18 protein-coding genes and 1 rRNA gene are annotated in these 15,826 nt (G+C 31.3%); 3 read left to right on the top strand and 16 right to left on the bottom strand.

Translation table 11 applies throughout. The features are described 5' to 3' along the window. Positions 1 to 173: 173 nt before the first annotated feature. Entirely contained in the window at positions 174 to 860 is a 687-nt protein-coding gene (locus B5G32_RS11495; RefSeq protein WP_087936737.1) for a hypothetical protein, read from the bottom strand. 208 nt (positions 861 to 1,068) lie between these two features. Between B5G32_RS11495 and B5G32_RS11490 the strand changes: the two genes are divergently transcribed. From B5G32_RS11490 to B5G32_RS11480, 3 genes are read left to right on the top strand one after another with little or no spacing between them, the layout of a single operon-like run. Continuing rightward, complete coding sequence (locus tag B5G32_RS11490; RefSeq protein ID WP_087936736.1) at positions 1,069 to 1,551, top strand: phosphatase PAP2 family protein; 483 nt, start codon at positions 1,069 to 1,071, stop codon at positions 1,549 to 1,551. Between the two features lie 51 nt (positions 1,552 to 1,602). Next, positions 1,603 to 2,043: a MarR family transcriptional regulator gene (locus B5G32_RS11485; protein ID WP_087246059.1), complete on the top strand. Its 441-nt coding sequence runs from the start codon at positions 1,603 to 1,605 to the stop codon at positions 2,041 to 2,043. Further along, complete coding sequence (locus B5G32_RS11480; protein ID WP_087936735.1) at positions 2,024 to 2,866, top strand: DegV family protein; 843 nt, start codon at positions 2,024 to 2,026, stop codon at positions 2,864 to 2,866. The genes B5G32_RS11485 and B5G32_RS11480 overlap by 20 nt, the downstream gene beginning before the upstream one ends. A gap of 107 nt (positions 2,867 to 2,973) precedes the next feature. Here B5G32_RS11480 and B5G32_RS11475 read toward each other — a convergent pair whose 3' ends face one another. The 15 genes from B5G32_RS11475 to rrf all read right to left on the bottom strand — a co-directional run. Further along, positions 2,974 to 4,314: an MATE family efflux transporter gene (locus B5G32_RS11475; RefSeq protein ID WP_087936734.1), complete on the bottom strand. Its 1,341-nt coding sequence runs from the start codon at positions 4,312 to 4,314 to the stop codon at positions 2,974 to 2,976. Positions 4,315 to 4,385: 71 nt separating this feature from the next. Further along, on the bottom strand, positions 4,386 to 4,967 hold the full coding sequence (locus B5G32_RS11470) for a GNAT family N-acetyltransferase (RefSeq protein ID WP_087936733.1): 582 nt from the start codon (positions 4,965 to 4,967) through the stop codon (positions 4,386 to 4,388). A gap of 1 nt (position 4,968) precedes the next feature. After that, positions 4,969 to 5,370 (bottom strand): secondary thiamine-phosphate synthase enzyme YjbQ, encoded by a 402-nt coding sequence (locus tag B5G32_RS11465; RefSeq protein WP_087936732.1) that lies wholly within the window; start codon positions 5,368 to 5,370, stop codon positions 4,969 to 4,971. Positions 5,371 to 5,382: 12 nt separating this feature from the next. Continuing rightward, complete coding sequence (locus tag B5G32_RS11460; protein ID WP_087246049.1) at positions 5,383 to 5,853, bottom strand: GNAT family N-acetyltransferase; 471 nt, start codon at positions 5,851 to 5,853, stop codon at positions 5,383 to 5,385. Further along, positions 5,834 to 6,034, bottom strand: coding sequence for a DUF951 domain-containing protein (locus B5G32_RS11455; protein ID WP_087246047.1), 201 nt, complete (start codon positions 6,032 to 6,034; stop codon positions 5,834 to 5,836). The genes B5G32_RS11460 and B5G32_RS11455 overlap by 20 nt, the downstream gene beginning before the upstream one ends. Further along, on the bottom strand, positions 6,024 to 6,884 hold the full coding sequence (gene folD / locus B5G32_RS11450) for a bifunctional methylenetetrahydrofolate dehydrogenase/methenyltetrahydrofolate cyclohydrolase FolD (RefSeq protein WP_087246045.1): 861 nt from the start codon (positions 6,882 to 6,884) through the stop codon (positions 6,024 to 6,026). The genes B5G32_RS11455 and folD overlap by 11 nt, the downstream gene beginning before the upstream one ends. A gap of 115 nt (positions 6,885 to 6,999) precedes the next feature. Beyond that, on the bottom strand, positions 7,000 to 8,412 hold the full coding sequence (locus B5G32_RS11445) for an NAD(P)/FAD-dependent oxidoreductase (protein ID WP_087245979.1): 1,413 nt from the start codon (positions 8,410 to 8,412) through the stop codon (positions 7,000 to 7,002). A 119-nt stretch (positions 8,413 to 8,531) separates the two neighbouring features. Continuing rightward, complete coding sequence (locus B5G32_RS11440) at positions 8,532 to 9,458, bottom strand: AEC family transporter (protein ID WP_087936731.1); 927 nt, start codon at positions 9,456 to 9,458, stop codon at positions 8,532 to 8,534. A gap of 3 nt (positions 9,459 to 9,461) precedes the next feature. Continuing rightward, complete coding sequence (locus tag B5G32_RS11435) at positions 9,462 to 9,713, bottom strand: kinase to dihydroxyacetone kinase (protein WP_087245975.1); 252 nt, start codon at positions 9,711 to 9,713, stop codon at positions 9,462 to 9,464. A 2-nt stretch (positions 9,714 to 9,715) separates the two neighbouring features. Further along, positions 9,716 to 11,188, bottom strand: coding sequence for a glycoside hydrolase family 1 protein (locus B5G32_RS11430; RefSeq protein WP_087936730.1), 1,473 nt, complete (start codon positions 11,186 to 11,188; stop codon positions 9,716 to 9,718). Positions 11,189 to 11,279: 91 nt separating this feature from the next. Beyond that, positions 11,280 to 12,227, bottom strand: a complete 948-nt coding sequence (locus B5G32_RS11425; RefSeq protein ID WP_087245971.1) for a magnesium transporter CorA family protein — start codon at positions 12,225 to 12,227, stop codon at positions 11,280 to 11,282. Positions 12,228 to 12,461: 234 nt separating this feature from the next. After that, positions 12,462 to 13,670 (bottom strand): ATP-grasp domain-containing protein, encoded by a 1,209-nt coding sequence (locus B5G32_RS11420; RefSeq protein WP_087245969.1) that lies wholly within the window; start codon positions 13,668 to 13,670, stop codon positions 12,462 to 12,464. A 2-nt stretch (positions 13,671 to 13,672) separates the two neighbouring features. Beyond that, positions 13,673 to 14,428: an esterase family protein gene (locus tag B5G32_RS11415; protein ID WP_087245967.1), complete on the bottom strand. Its 756-nt coding sequence runs from the start codon at positions 14,426 to 14,428 to the stop codon at positions 13,673 to 13,675. Positions 14,429 to 14,438: 10 nt separating this feature from the next. Further along, positions 14,439 to 15,620: an ATP-grasp domain-containing protein gene (locus B5G32_RS11410; RefSeq protein WP_087245965.1), complete on the bottom strand. Its 1,182-nt coding sequence runs from the start codon at positions 15,618 to 15,620 to the stop codon at positions 14,439 to 14,441. A gap of 126 nt (positions 15,621 to 15,746) precedes the next feature. Beyond that, positions 15,747 to 15,826 (bottom strand): 5S ribosomal RNA (gene rrf / locus B5G32_RS14405); the annotation flags it as partial.

The following is a 15,826-nucleotide window of genomic DNA, read 5'->3' as shown; positions in this document are numbered from 1 at the left end:
TGAACAATGTTTGATATGAGAAGTAAGGAATGCCTTTTTTATTCTCTTTCCTTATTTCTATTTATATTATAGTCCTCTATTTTAGCAGAGTCAAGTATAGAGTGCTAAAAACATTTTTTTAATTTTAAACAGCCACTTATCATACTCTATCAAATCATATCAAAGATATATTTTTATATAATATGATCAACATGTCGCAAAAGATAGGCATCCATGTCATCAAACCCTATCATACTTCGACGAAGTGTTATTTTTTTATTTTTTATATAAATCACAATCTTAACACATTCTTGCCATCCATATACATTTTTTACCTTTCTTTCAACTCTTGTTATTTCTGTTACAGGAAATGTATAGTTTGTCCCTATGACTGGTCTCATCGTTATATCATCTCCCTTAGCAATCATCTGGAATCTACATATAGAAATTCCCCACAAGATAAAGGGACTTACAAAAATGATGGCACCCACACTCAAAGCAAATAAAAACATTGAACTCACAACATCTAACACAGCAATAAACACTATTGGAAAAATCATTGACAACAAAATAACAGCTATAAAGATAAGATCGTTTTTAGCCCAATAAATTTCCGTTTTCAGTCCAAGCTCTGCTTCAAACATAACTTTATTATCATTATCAAAGAACAATATCTTGATATCATGATCCTTACCATATTGCGTTGCCTGATAAATCAAATGAATTCTATCCTGATCCGTTATTTCTCCTTGATGTTTAATCCAACAGATTGAATCAGCCCATGCATAAAAATCATTGAAACAAACTTCACCATCAAATCTTGCTATATTGCCATTATCATCTTCAATTTGTATATAACTTTTCGTTCCTGTTATTTTCATTATATCTTATCTCCATCAATCATACTCTATTCACATTATATCAATTTCAAATAATCCCATCAATGACACAGTCCTACACCATTTTCTATTTATTCGTCAGTGCATTTTGTATAATCTACAAACATCATTGTACTTATCTTTTAAAATTTTTATTTTATTTGTTTTCATCGCATATTTTCGATATAATGGTAAAGAAAGGGTGAGAGCTTTGGAATGTTTTTATCAGTCCATGTTAGCGTATATAAGACAACGTCCTCGTTTAGAAAAAATCATTATTTTTTTAACACAATATTGTCCTTATGTAACGTTTATCTTATATCCATGTGTCTTGATTTATTTATGGTATATTCATAGTCCTTATTTGATAGATGCCATTCTAAGACCATGTATAGCTTTTGTGATTGTGACGGTTTTTAGAAAAATAGTGAATCGTCCCCGTCCCTATGATCATATGGATATTCAACCCTTAAGAGGTCATAAACATGGCGAATCTTTTCCAAGTCGTCATACTGTTAGTGCCTGTATTATTGCTTTTGTATGTTTTTATGCTCATTTTTATGTTGGCGTTTTTGCATGTATCATTGCATTGATTGTCAGTTTAACACGTATTTTAAGTGGGGTTCATCATATAAGTGATGTTTTTGCAGCAATTATCATTGCAATTCTGTGTTTTATAATTGACTTTCATTAAAAATAATTTATACTATACTTAAAATATTTTAAGTATTTATGAGGAGGTTATATGCTAAGTCAGGAATTTCAGGCTGTTTATAATATATTCAAAATGAATTTTTATTCATCTATGTGTGCAACTTCTAAAGAACTCACTATGCAAGAAGCATTTAGCTTAGATATTATTTATATGTTAGGTGAACCCACTATTTTAGAATATGCTAAATATATGGGAATTTCACAGCCTAATGCTACATATAAAGTCAATCAATTGGTAGAAAAAGGATATTTAAATAAAACAGTCAGTCAAGAAGATAAACGATCTTATCATTTAAAAGTTACAAGTAAATTCTTGGAGTTTTATCGTGAAAATGATCATTATATTAAAAAAGCCCTTAAAGAAATTGAAAAACTGTTTAGTAAAGAAGAAGTGAAATCCTTAGAGAAAATGCTTCGTACAATTAGAATATCTATGACGGAGGAAAAGAAAAATGATAAAAATAATTACTGATTCTACATCTGATATTGATTTAAAATATGCAAAGGAACTCAATGTTGAAGTTGTGCCTTTAAAAGTCATTATTGATGGAAAAGAATATAAAGACCGTATTGATTTAGAACCAGAAGAATTTTATGATTTATTAGTTAATAGTCAGACATTACCATCTACATCACAACCATCACCTCAAGACTTTGTTGATTTGTATGAAACAGCAAAAAACAACAATGATAGTGTTATTGTTATTACTTTGTCTAGTGTTATTAGTGGAACATATCAAAGTGCTAATCTTGCAAAAGATTTAGTTGATTATGATGATATTTATGTGATTGACAGCTTAGGAACAACGCAAATGCAAAGATTGCTTGTATTAAAAGCAGTTGCATTAAGAAATGAAGGTATGAATGCTCAAGATCTCTATACATTTTTAGAAGCATATAAACATCGTATTCGCTTATTTGCTTTTGTAGATACATTAGAATATTTATATAAAGGTGGACGTTTATCAAGAACAGCTGCAACAGCAGGAACACTTTTGAAATTTAAACCTATTATTGGTTTTGATGAAGGCAAATTAGATGTATTTGCGAAAGCCAGAGGGACTCAAAAAGCTACCACTAAAATTATTGACTTAATTCAACAAGATGGTGAAATGGATTTAGATGAACCTATCTGTATCGGATATACTGGCTCATCTGATGGTTTAGATAAGTTTGAAAATACATTAAGGGAAACTTTACATTTTGGTGAAACATTACATGGTATTGTTGGACCAGTTATTGGTACACATGCTGGTCCTGGGGCTCGTTTAATTGCTTACGTAAAAAAACAATAAATCATCCCTAAGTATTGATTGTCTTAGATGATAGCTATGATAATCAATACTTTTTATTATATTGAATATAATCAAAAAAGTATGATCATAAAAATCATACTTTCTCTTTATGCAACATTAAAAGTCTTTAAACGTTTTTGAATAAGATACATTGTAATGATAAATGCTATGAAATCTGCAATTGGTACAGCAATAAAGACACCATATAATCCAAAAATCCAAGAAAGAATTAAAATCAATGGTATCAATAATAAGCATTGTCTTAATAAATTAAGAAAGCTGGATTGTTTAACCATTCCAATTGCCTGAAAGAAATTAGCACACATTGTTTGACATCCAACCAATGGTAAACAAATAAACCAAATGCGTAAAGCACTATTTCCTAATTCAATAATTGCTGGCTCTTGATTAAATATAGAAATAATCATTGATGGGAATAATTGAATCACTAAAAATCCTAAACAAGAAAGAATACTAGAACCTATAATCGTATACTTTAATGTTTCTTTAACACGATGATCATTCTTAGCACCATAATTATAACTAATAATAGGCTGCTGTCCTTGTGTCATACCTGTTAATGGCATCAACATAAGTGTTTGAACACTTGTAATAATTCCTACTGTTGAAATAGCCAAATCCCCACCATACAAACCTAATGTTCCATTAATAACAATATTTAAAACACTTGTTGATAATTGCATTAAAAAGGCTGGCAAACCTGTTTTCATAATCATATATGTATAATGTTTTTTCAACTTCATATGTGATAAACGACATGGAATGATTCCTCTTTTTCCAAATAAGAAAGACAATTGCCATATCATACTTAAACATTGTCCACCAATTGTCGCAAGTGCAGCACCTTCCATTCCCATATGAAATTGAACAATCAAAATATAATCAAAAGCAATATTAAAACCTGCTCCTAACAGCTGTGAAACCATAGCGTTTTTAGCATTTCCTTGGGCACGTGAGAAATTGTTTCCACACATGGCTACACATTGAAAAACACCACCATATAAAATAATACTCAAGTAATCACTGGCATAAGGTAAAACCTTTTCACTAGCTCCAAGTATAGTTAATATAGGATCCATAAAAATATTACCTAAAACCATAAAAACAATACCAAAGATAACTGTAATCATTAAAGCATTGCCCTGATAATATTTAGCATCTTCCTCTTCCTTAGCACCTAAAGCAATAGAAAAACGTGTAGCTCCTCCAACTCCTGCCATTAAGCTTAACGCCATCAAAATTAAAGTCACTGGATAAGACACAGTAATTCCTGCTAAACCTAATGATCCTAAATCAGGAGCATTACCAATAAACATTCTATCTACAATATTATAAATAGCATTGACAATCATCCCAATCATAGCTGGTATAGATAGTTCAATCAATAAAGTTAAAACTTTTTGTGACCCCATTCTATCTTTATCCACAATTTTCCCTCCCTTAACGTTTTTTAGTTTAGACATATTGTCCTTCTTTGTCAAGAAACAAAAAAAAGACATTAAATGTCTTTTTCAATATGATGAGGATATTTATTCCAATATTTTAAATAAATAAAATCCTCATCCTTTTTAAAATGATACTGATACATTCTAAAAGTAACTAAAATATTTTTAGGCATCCATTGTTCCTTATAAGAATAACAATATTTCATACCAATCTTTTTCATGACATTTCCACTATGAGGATTACAAACATCATGCGTTGCAGTAATGTATGGCAAATCAGATGTTTTGAATTCTTCAACCATTTTTAAAGCTACTTCACTCACTATTCCCTGATGCCAAAGCTCTTTTCTTAAAGCATAGCCAAAATCATGACTCTCATCACCACTGATTTGAATATATCCAATAGGTCTATCATTTTCCTTTAAACAGATTGCATAATAATAACCATCTTGATTTTTATATTTATCTAAATAGTGAGTCTGCAAATAATCTTTTGCTTCCTCGACACTCTGTAATGGAAACATAGGTAAAAAACGATTAACATCAGAATCACTTAATAATTCATATAAAGCCTGTTCATCTCCCATACGAAAATGTCTAAGAATCAGTCTTGAAGTTTCATAAAAGTCTTTCATCTTATCCCTCCATGATTTTAACATAAAAAGTTCTTTGCCTAGGTCCATCAAATTCACATAGATAAATGCCTTGCCATATTCCTAATAAAAGTTGACCACGATGAATGATAAAAGTCTGACTTGGGCCAAAAAGAGTTGACTTAATATGGGCATGTGAATTCCCCTCAAAATGATGATAATCCAAATGTTCTGTAGGAAAAGCACGTTCAAAAGCATTGATCATATCTCTAACAACATCAGGATCCGCATTTTCATTGACAGTGATTCCAGCCGTTGTATGAGGTGTATATACCACAACAATTCCTTCATCTATGTGGCAGTGATTAATATCCTGTTTGACGATTTCAGTAATATCATGCATTTGCATACGTTTAGAAAATTGATATTGATGTTCAAATAACATTCTCAATCACTCCTATAAATCTTTTATATACCATCTATCACAAGCATAATGTGGTCCTTGAATAAGGGGTTGTTCCAACGGAATAAACCCGTTTTTTAAGTAGAAACGATTGGCAGCTATCATATTGGAAAATGTTTCCAAATAACATTGCTGATAGTATGTCTTTGCAAAATCTAAGGACAGGTTTAATAATTCTTGTGCTATGCCTGTACCACGTATCGCCTTATAACAATACATTTTCTGCAATTCACATATACCTTCTTTGCCTTCCACTGGTCCTATACCACAACCACCAACAACATGATCATTTTCAACAACCACAAGATATTGTTTATGAGCAGGTTGATAAACTTGATAAAATTGTCCTAAATCTTTATCTTCCCAGGCACAACCTGGTTTATTACCACCAAATTCTATCAGACAATCTCTAATCAGTTTTTCGACTTCTTTATTATCTTTTTCTTCAATCAGACGTATTTTCATGAGCTGGTATAACCTTTTTTAAACGTTTTTCAAAATCACGACGAGAAAACATAACAATGGCTCCACACCCTAAACATTTAATTTTGATATCTGCACCCATACGTATAATTTGCCATTGATTAGACTTTTTACAAGGATGTTGTTTTTTCATTTCAACAATATCGTTTAAATTATATTCCATTTTTGTGCTCCTCTCTTTGTTGATAAGCTTTATAAGTATTTTCCAATAACATCGCAATTGTCATTGGTCCTACACCTCCAGGCACTGGTGTAATATAAGAGACAAGATCTTTGACATCTTCATAATCAACATCACCACATAATTTATGATTTTCATCACGATTAATACCAACATCCAACACCACAGCACCTTTTTTAATATAATCTTTATTAAAAAACTTAGGTTGACCAATTGCCGCTATTAAGACATCAGCTCTTTGACATAACGTGGCTAAATTCATTGTACGGGAATGTGCAATTGTCACAGTTGCATGTTTATGCAAACATAGTAAAGCCACTGGTTTTCCAACAATATTACTTCTTCCAACAACAACAACTTCTTTTCCAGTTAAGTCATAATGAATTTCATCTAATAAAACCATCATACCTTGTGGAGTACAAGGTACCAGTCCTTTTTCTCCTAACACAAGTTTAGCTACATTAGATGGATGAAATCCATCGACATCTTTTTGTGGATCAATTAAATGAAGTATTTTGTCTTCATGAATATGTTGTGGTAATGGCAACTGTACCAAGATGCCATCTACAGTATCATCATGATTAAGTTTTTGAATCACTTCCATTAACTTTTCTTCTGTTGTCTGTTCATCCAGTTTCACAATATCAGATAACATCCCTACATAGGCACATGCTTTATCTTTATTGCGAACATATGTTTGACTGGCAGGATTTTCACCTACTAATACAACTGTTAATTTTGGTAGTCTTTGACCATTTTCTTTTAATAAATCAATCTTTTGTTTGAGTTCATCTTTTCGCTTTGCTGCAATCTTTTTTCCATCAATGTTCATAAATGATTACCCCCTCATTATTGTTTCTATTATAATGGAAAATATACCAATTGTAAACTTTTAGCCCCAAAAGAAAAACTACAATAAATACAAAGAGTTTATTGTAGTTATCATTTTATTTATTTAAAATATGTCTCGCAATTAAGATTCCATTAGCTCCTGCCTGAGCCAATCCACGTGTTAGTCCAGCACCATCGCCACCTACATACAGACCATCAATCTCACTTTCAAATCCTTCTCTTACTTTAGGTCTTGCTGAATAGAATTTAGCTTCTACTCCATAAAGCAATGTATGTTCATTGGCAATTCCTGGTGTAACATGATCTAAAGCTTCAATCATTTCAATAATAGATTTCATCGTATTATATGGTAACACAAGCCCTAAATCTCCTGGTACAGCTTCAGGTAATGTTGGAACAGTATAACCTTCTTTTAAACGTTTCACAGTTGTACGACGTCCTCTTTTAATATCACCATAGCGTTGTACAATAATGCTTCCATGTGATAGCATATTGGCAAGTCTAGCAACCTCATGAGCAAATTCGTTAGGTTCATTAAATGGTTCACTAAAAACATGTGAAACTAATAATGCAAAATTGGTATTATGACTTCCAAGTTTTGGATCATGATAAGCATGTCCATTGGCTAACATTGTCCCTGAATGATTTTCAATAACAACATGACCACTTGGATTTGAACAGAAAGTTCTGACTTTAGTTCCCACAGATGTATTGTATACAAATTTACCTTCATAAAGATGAGAATTAATTTCATCCATAACAATATTACTTGTTTCTACTCTTACACCTATATCAACCTGATTATTATAAAGTTCTAATCCCTGACGTTTAAACACTTTGGCTAACCATGTTGAACCATCTCTTCCAGGAGCTAACACAACATGAGGAGCATAAATTTCTTCACCATTTTCTAAAACAATCCCTTTAACATGATGATCTTCTACAAGAATATCCTTAACTGCTGTTTTAAATGCCATATCAATATGCTGTTTAAGTTCATTAGACATTTCTGTCATAATTCTCAAATTTTCTTCAGTTCCTAAATGACGCACTTTAGCACGTAATAATTTCAATCCAACAGCATATCCACGTTTTTCAATTTCTTTCACTTTATCAGTCGTTGGATCAGTAATTTCACGTGTTGCACCATGTTTCAAATACAATTCATCCACATAATGAATTACATCTTCAACTTCCTGATTATCTAAATAATCTGTTAGCCAACCACCAAATTCACTCGTAATATTGAATTTACCATCAGAGTAAGCACCGGCTCCCCCAAATCCTGAAGTAATTGAACAAGCAGGTAAACATCCTGGTTCATTTTCTTTAATTTGTGGACAACTTTTAATTTTCTTATCTTTAATAGGACAATGTCTATACATCACGTCATGTCCTTTATCAATAAGTAATACTTTTAATTCTGGATTTTTTAAATACAATTCATAACTTGTCATAATTCCTGCTGGTCCAGCCCCAACAATAATGACATCATAATTTTTTTGCATAAAAAAACGCCTCATTTCTGGGGCATTATTAAATAATCCTCATTTATTATATTCATAAAAACTTATCCTTGTCAATAAAATACGCAGAATAAAAATATGTTATCAATTTATAAAACTTTTTATGCCAAAAATAAAGCCACAATCACTGGAATCGTAACAATAGAAAGTAATGTTGTCATAAAAACAGCTTTAGCTGCCAAGGCAACATCTTTTTGATATTCTGTTGCAAATAATACAGCAATATTTCCTACTGGCATAGCAAGCATAATTAAAGAAACGCCAAGTATTAAAGGATCACGAATAAAAGCATTGAAAATAGGATAAGCTATAACTGGAATAACAATCTGTTTTAAAATCGTATATGGATATATTCTGACTTCAGTAAAGACTTCTTTAACTGGAATCGTAGCAAGTGTTGAGCCAATAAGCAACATGGCAATAGGTGTTGTAATATCACCAATCATGGTTATCGTTGAAGACAAAACATCAGGAACCTGTAAACCTGTAAAATAAATAAACAAAGCCACAAGTGAAGCAATCACGCCTGGTGAAAGAAGCTGTTTCAAATTGATTTTTATTTTTTGTACAGAATGATAATTCATAAAAAGAATACCTGCTGTAAACACAAGCAAATTAAAAATCATATTAAAAATAGCAGTTAAAAATACGGCTTGATTTCCAAAAATAGATTTCATAACAGGAAAGCCCATAAAACCGATATTAGAAAACATTGTCATGAAAATATATAAACCTTGTTGTTGAAGAGGAACTCTCATAACTTTGACAATCAAAAAGCCTAAAATAGGTAAAACAAGAAAGATGACAATTCCTACAATAAACACAAAAACAATTTCAGATATTTGTTTTTCAATATTTGTAGATAAAACAGAAGATACAATCAATGCTGGTGTTGTGACCGACAACAAAAGTGTTGTTAAACGTTTATTAAAGTCTACATCCAGTATCTTGATCTTTAATAAAAGATACCCTAAAGCAATCACCAGAAATAATTGTATCATCTGTAAAACAATAACTTTGATATCCACAATCTATCCTTTTAGCCCATGTGCCTGTCTTTCCATATTTTCAACAACAATATCATAGATTTCTCCAAGTGTTGCCCCATATTGTAAAACAAGCCATGGTTCATTAGTATGAAAATGAATTTTAATGAGTTCATCATCACCAACAGCTAATAAACAATCTCCCTGAAAATGTTCTGTAATATAATCATTAATTTCATCTTCATTTAAGTTTTTTCCTTCAATTAATAACTGTGTATCAAATTTATATTCTAACATTTTTATTCTCCTTCAAATAAACAAGCTCCATTTGTTTCAATAACATGTTTATACCAATCAAAAGATTTTTTCTTATATCTTTTATAAGTTCCATTTCCTAAATCATCACAATCCACATAAATAAATCCATATCTTTTACTCATTTGTTTTGTAGATTCACTGACAATATCAATACATCCCCATGATGTATATCCCATTAAATCTACGCCATCTATTTCAATAGCATTCAACATTTCTCTAAAATGTGCATCAAAATAATCAATACGATATTGATCATCAACTGTTCCATTCACAAGTTCATCTTTAGCTCCTAAACCATTTTCTACAACAAATAATGGTTTTCTATAACGATCATATAAATCAACTAAAGACACTCTTAAACCAATAGGATCAATTTGCCATCCCCAATCAGATGAAGGAATATATGGATTTTTTATTGCCACATTCGTATTGGCTGCAGTTTTCTTTAAACCTTTGTCATCTTTTGCAACACAACTTGATGAATAGTAACTAAATGAAACAAAGTCTACTGGATATTTCTTCATAATGTCTAAGTCATCATCCTGCATTTCAATATGAATACCTTCATTTTTAAATTTAGCTAATAAATAAGCTGGATACTCTCCAAAGACTTGTGTATCACTATAACAATAGGTACTTCTCATATCCTGTTGTGCCTGTAAAACATCTTCTGGTTTACAAGTATAAGGATAATATGTCAGTTTTGTTAACATACAACCTACTTTTGAACCAGGAATTTTTTCATGACAAATCTTTGTAGCAAGAGCTGAAGCTACAAATTGATGATGCATAGCTTGGAAAATAACCTGTTGGAAATTCTGCCCTGGGAAACGGTCTTCAACAAGTCCTCCTGTTGTATAAGGATGTCTAATCATAGAATCTACCTCATTGAATGTTAACCAATATTTGACTTTATCTTTATATCTTTCACAGATGACTTCCACATATTTGACAAACATATCCACAACTTCTCTTGATGCCCATCCATTATAATTTAAAACTATATTTAATGGTGGTTCATAGTGTGACATTGTCACTAATGGTTCGATACCATATTTTAAGCATTCATCAAAAACATCATCATAAAATTGTAAACCTTCTTCATTAGGTTCCTGATCATCACCATTTGGAAAAATACGTGACCAGGCAATAGACATTCTATAAACCTTGAATCCCATTTGGGCAAAGAGTTTAATATCTTCCTTATAATGATGATATCCATCTGCCCCATGTCTTTTTGGATATAAAGAATCATCCTGTGATTTTAATGCATCTTCAATATCTTTTGTTGTAATGGCATTTTGTGCATGATAATCTTGAACGTCAATATCTAAATGATGTCTCGCACAATCAGAAACACTGATTCCTTTGCCTCCTTCGTTCCAGCCACCTTCATACTGATTGGCAGCTGTTGCGCCACCCCATAAAAAACCTTCTGGAAATTGTCTTACCATATTATTGTCCTCCTCTTCTTTTCATTTATTATACATGTTTCTTATATTGAATGTTCAAATTTTCAAAAAAAGAAAGATATGTTCCATGTACTTAATGAAACATATCTTTTTTCATAAATATAAACGAAGCAATAACACATGCAATAACGGCAATCAAAGTTGGGACCCACCATACTGGTCCTGGTAAACCTGAAACATTCATTCCATAAAAACTAAAGATAATATTTGGTATTGACATCACAATAGTGATAACTGTTAAAACCTTCATAACAATATTTAAGTTATTTGAAATAACAGAAGCATAAGCATCCATTGTTCCAGATAAGATATTTGAATAAATACTACACATTTCAATGGCCTGATTAATTTCTACTAAAACATCTTCTAATAAATCCTGATCATCTTCATAAAGTTTAATAGATTTTCCACGCATGATCTTATTCAAAGTAATTTCATCAGTTTTTAATGATGTTGAAAAATAAACTAAAGATTTTTCTAATCCAAGCATTTGAATAAGTTCTTTATTTTGCATTGATTTATGAAGTTTTTGTTCAGTCAAAGATGATAATCGATCAATTTGACGTAAATAAATCAAGTATCTTTGAGAAATTCTTAAAAGAAGCTTTAATAAAAATCTCGTCTTCATTTCTGTATGAATACCCTTGACTTTACCTGTTGCCATATCTTCAATATTTAAATTCTCATATAATGAAATTGTAATAATATATCCTTTCATTAAAACAATACCTAATGGTAATGTTGTATATTGTAGAGTCATTTTATCGTATTTCCCTTCAGTTTCTTCTGCACTTGGATAATCGACAATGACTAATGTCTGATTGTAATCATCATCAAAATCAATATGTGAACTTTCTTCTTCATCTAATGAAGCTTGCACAAATTCAGGAACAATTCCCAAATCATTAATTAAAAATTGTTTTTCTTCTTCTGTTGGTGAAACAACATTAATCCAGCATCCTGTTTCTAATGTTTCGACTTTTTTTGTTTCTGTTCCAAAAGTTTTGTAAAATTCGATCATTTTTATCCTCCTTTTCTATAACAGGAGAATATCAATTATGTCTCCTGTTATGCTTTGTTTTATTGTTAATTTCGTATCTTCATCCGGCTCCGGAGACATAATAACACCTTCTTTCTTTCCTTTGCCATTATAACATAAAATGTCTGATATAAAAGCCTTTCATTTGTAATTTTTTTGTTTTTTATAAAAAAGATTTAAATCGAAAGTTTCCCTTCAATTCAAATCTTTCTTTTATTAAAACCAATCTGTTCCATCTTCTCTTTTTAAAATATAACGAATCATTTCAAAGAGTTCTTCTTTTGATTTAGATTTCACAATGAAGACATGGTTACCCATTGCTCCACTTAATGATTCTGGAACATCTGTTTCTAAGGCTATATTCTGTCCATAAGTTTCTCTAATCTGATCATAGTTATGCATATACCATATTCCTTCTCTACGCCCTGTATATGCTACCCAATATTCACGATGAATATCATAGAAACACTGATTATATTTAATCATATCAGCCCATATTGTATAAACATCGACATTATATGCAAAATCAATCATATCAGGCATATAAGCACCAGGTGCTCTCATGTTAACTTCTAATCCAACAATATCTCCTTTTCTTCCTAATCCTTCTTTATCTTCATCTAATCTAAAGAATTCAAAATGATAAAAACGACTTCTTGTATCAAAAGCTTCTACAACCTTTTTTCCGATTTCATATAAATCCAATCCTTCAACTGGTTGTGAGTAAAAAGCAGTATCACTTAATTCATTTACATTATCCATTATAGAATTCAACATGACATGTGATGAACAAATCAAAATATTTTTATCTTTATCAGTAATTCCATCAAATGTTTCAACATGACCAGGAACAAGTTCCTCAATAATAAATTGAATATAAGATGGCTTTGTCGCAAAGAAATAATCTAATTCATCATCATTTTTCAATTTATATGTTGAACTAGCACCCACACCATTATCAGGTTTAACAATAACTGGATATCCTACCTTGTTCGCAAATGCTTTTGTCGCAAGGTAATCATCAACTTTTCGATATCTGGCAGTTGGTATCCCAATCTTTTGATAGACTTCTTTCATTTTTGATTTGTATTTCATTGGTGATAGATTTTGTATTTTGGTTCCTGTTGTGACATTAAATTCATTTCTTAATGTTGCTTCCAATTCTAACCAATATTCATTTTGAGATTCTATCCAATCAATTTTTCCATAATGCCATGTAAAATAAGCACAGGCTCTGTATACACTGTCATAATTTTCTAAGTCATCTACACGATAATATTCTGTTAAGGCAAGTTTTGTATGATATGGCAAGTTTTCATAATTCGCATCACCGATTCCCAAAACACGAACTCCTCTGACTTTTAATCGGTCACAGAAATTGTAAAAATAATCTGGAAAATGTGGTGATATAAAGATAACATTCATTATTATATAACCCTTTCTACAAAATATGGGAATTGAACTTGCCACCAATCCCAATCATGATTCACATCGTGACCCCAAAAATCAATCCATGCTGGAATATCTTTATATTCTAAAAGTTCTTTCATACGCGATGTACTTCTAATCATATCATCTTCCCATGCTCCTTGCCCACAACATAAAACAATACGACAATGACGATACATCTCAACATAAGGATGGTCATAACTCATACCATGAAGATATTGAATTGGTGAATTGCGATAAAGAATATCATCATGATAATCTCCAAAAAACAAATCACTATCATAATACCCACTCAAAGCAATGGTACCTTTAAAAATATCCGGTCTTCTGAACATGAAATTCACTGCATGAGTTGCGCCCATTGAACAACCAGTTGTATAAATGCCATCTGCATACTGACCATCACGACCATAAGAATTAATTTCTAAAATTCTTGGAACCAATTCATTAACGATATAATAGAACCACTGTTCCATCATATATGTTCTATGTCCATTATCCATCCCTTCAGCTGACCAAGATTCTTGATCAATGCTATCACAACAAAATAGCTGAATTCGTCCTGCATCAATCAGGTGCTCTACTGTATGCACCATACCAAAATTTTCAAAATCAAAGAATCTTCCATTTTGTGCAGGAAAAACCAAAATTGGTGTTCCTGAATGACCATAAACCTTAAATTCCATATCACGCAATAAACATTCGCTATATTCCTTAAACCATTCTGTCTTCATATTCTCACCCCTAACCTAAAACAAAATCAACGAATTCATTGACTTGCTCCATATTCTCAAATCGAGCAGTATATGTAAAATTACCCATAGCTCCACTTAAAATATCTGGCATTCTTTCACACATAACCAAATCAAAATGATAACGTGATACAATGTCTTCATGTGTATGAGAATATGAGATACCATCTCTTCTTCCACAATACACACAATGATATGGACGCTGATGATCATAGTCACTATACCCTTTTGTAACCATATCTGCATAGATTTGGTAAACATCAATATTATTGGCATAATTCATCATATCAGGAGTATAACCTCCTGGTGTTCTTAAATTAACTTCTAAGCCAACAATCTCTCCTTTTTGACCTAACCCAGGTTTATCCTCTAACAATCTAAAGAATTCCATATGGAAACATCTTCCAGCTGTATAAAAGGCTTTCACACATGCCTGTCCAGCTTGTTTCAAATCATAAGGTATTTCTCTTAAAGAATAATAATACATACTACTTTGATCATTCACTACATCCATAATGGGATTTGGAAAAACATGTGATGTTTCAAATAAAATCTCTTTATTTAAATTAGCAATACCATCATATGAAATAATTAATCCATTAACAAATTCTTCCATTATATATTGTGTAAAATGTTCTTCCTGATAAAAATGTTCTAACTCCTCCTGATTAGAAATTTTATAAGTCTTTGCTGCCCCAACCCCATTATCTGGTTTGACTACAACAGGATAGCCAACATCATGAACAAATTTTAAACCTGATTCCAAATCAGTGACTAAATGATAACGTGCTGTTTTGACTCCTGCTTCTTCATAAAACTTCTTCATCTTTGATTTACATTTAATATCTTCAATATGGTTTGTATGAATACCTGTTGTAATATTAAAATCCGTACGCAATTTGGCATCCTGTTCAAGCCAATATTCATTATTAGATTCCAACCAATCTATATGTCCATAATGGAAAATAAAATAACCCATCGCCTTTACCATTTCATCATAGTCTTCCATAGAATATACTTGATAGTAATCATCTATTGAATTTTTTAATTCTTCGCTTAAATTATCATAAGGTGTATCCGCAATTGCTAAAACTGTGACTCCATTATTTTTTAAACGATTACAAAATTGATAAAAATTTTTTGGAAAGGATGGTGATATATATACAAAATTCATAAGATAACATTCCCCCTTTTTTATATCCTTTTATTTATTATAACATAATAAAATAAAAAAAATCATCCAAAAAAAAGAATGAGAATAAAAAAAAGAAAGGGAATAGAATGACTATTCCCTCACATGGACTGGCAGCGTGCTATTTTCGCAGTTGCCTACTATCTTCGCCGCTGTGATGCTTAACTTCTGTGTTCGGCATGGGTACA

It is taken from the genome of Massilimicrobiota sp. An80, from assembly GCF_002159255.1.
GTDB classification, from domain to species: domain Bacteria; phylum Bacillota_I; class Bacilli_A; order Erysipelotrichales; family Coprobacillaceae; genus Allocoprobacillus; species Allocoprobacillus merdigallinarum.
The sequence above is the reverse complement of the archived record's forward strand: the minus strand, read 5'-3'. Positions and strand labels throughout refer to the sequence as shown.

Excerpts from the sequence above, each read along its gene's own strand:
- B5G32_RS11495 (WP_087936737.1), bottom strand. The coding sequence starts at position 860 with ATGAAAATAACAGGAACGAAAAGTTATATACAAATTGAAGATGATAAT.
- B5G32_RS11485 (WP_087246059.1), top strand. The coding sequence starts at position 1,603 with ATGCTAAGTCAGGAATTTCAGGCTGTTTATAATATATTCAAAATGAAT.
- B5G32_RS11480 (WP_087936735.1), top strand. The coding sequence starts at position 2,024 with ATGATAAAAATAATTACTGATTCTACATCTGATATTGATTTAAAATAT.
- B5G32_RS11470 (WP_087936733.1), bottom strand. The coding sequence starts at position 4,967 with ATGAAAGACTTTTATGAAACTTCAAGACTGATTCTTAGACATTTTCGT.
- B5G32_RS11465 (WP_087936732.1), bottom strand. The coding sequence starts at position 5,370 with ATGTTATTTGAACATCAATATCAATTTTCTAAACGTATGCAAATGCAT.
- B5G32_RS11460 (WP_087246049.1), bottom strand. The coding sequence starts at position 5,853 with ATGAAAATACGTCTGATTGAAGAAAAAGATAATAAAGAAGTCGAAAAA.
- B5G32_RS11455 (WP_087246047.1), bottom strand. The coding sequence starts at position 6,034 with ATGGAATATAATTTAAACGATATTGTTGAAATGAAAAAACAACATCCT.
- folD (WP_087246045.1), bottom strand. The coding sequence starts at position 6,884 with ATGAACATTGATGGAAAAAAGATTGCAGCAAAGCGAAAAGATGAACTC.
- B5G32_RS11445 (WP_087245979.1), bottom strand. The coding sequence starts at position 8,412 with ATGCAAAAAAATTATGATGTCATTATTGTTGGGGCTGGACCAGCAGGA.
- B5G32_RS11435 (WP_087245975.1), bottom strand. The coding sequence starts at position 9,713 with ATGTTAGAATATAAATTTGATACACAGTTATTAATTGAAGGAAAAAAC.
- B5G32_RS11430 (WP_087936730.1), bottom strand. The coding sequence starts at position 11,188 with ATGGTAAGACAATTTCCAGAAGGTTTTTTATGGGGTGGCGCAACAGCT.
- B5G32_RS11425 (WP_087245971.1), bottom strand. The coding sequence starts at position 12,227 with ATGATCGAATTTTACAAAACTTTTGGAACAGAAACAAAAAAAGTCGAA.
- B5G32_RS11420 (WP_087245969.1), bottom strand. The coding sequence starts at position 13,670 with ATGAATGTTATCTTTATATCACCACATTTTCCAGATTATTTTTACAAT.
- B5G32_RS11415 (WP_087245967.1), bottom strand. The coding sequence starts at position 14,428 with ATGAAGACAGAATGGTTTAAGGAATATAGCGAATGTTTATTGCGTGAT.
- B5G32_RS11410 (WP_087245965.1), bottom strand. The coding sequence starts at position 15,620 with ATGAATTTTGTATATATATCACCATCCTTTCCAAAAAATTTTTATCAA.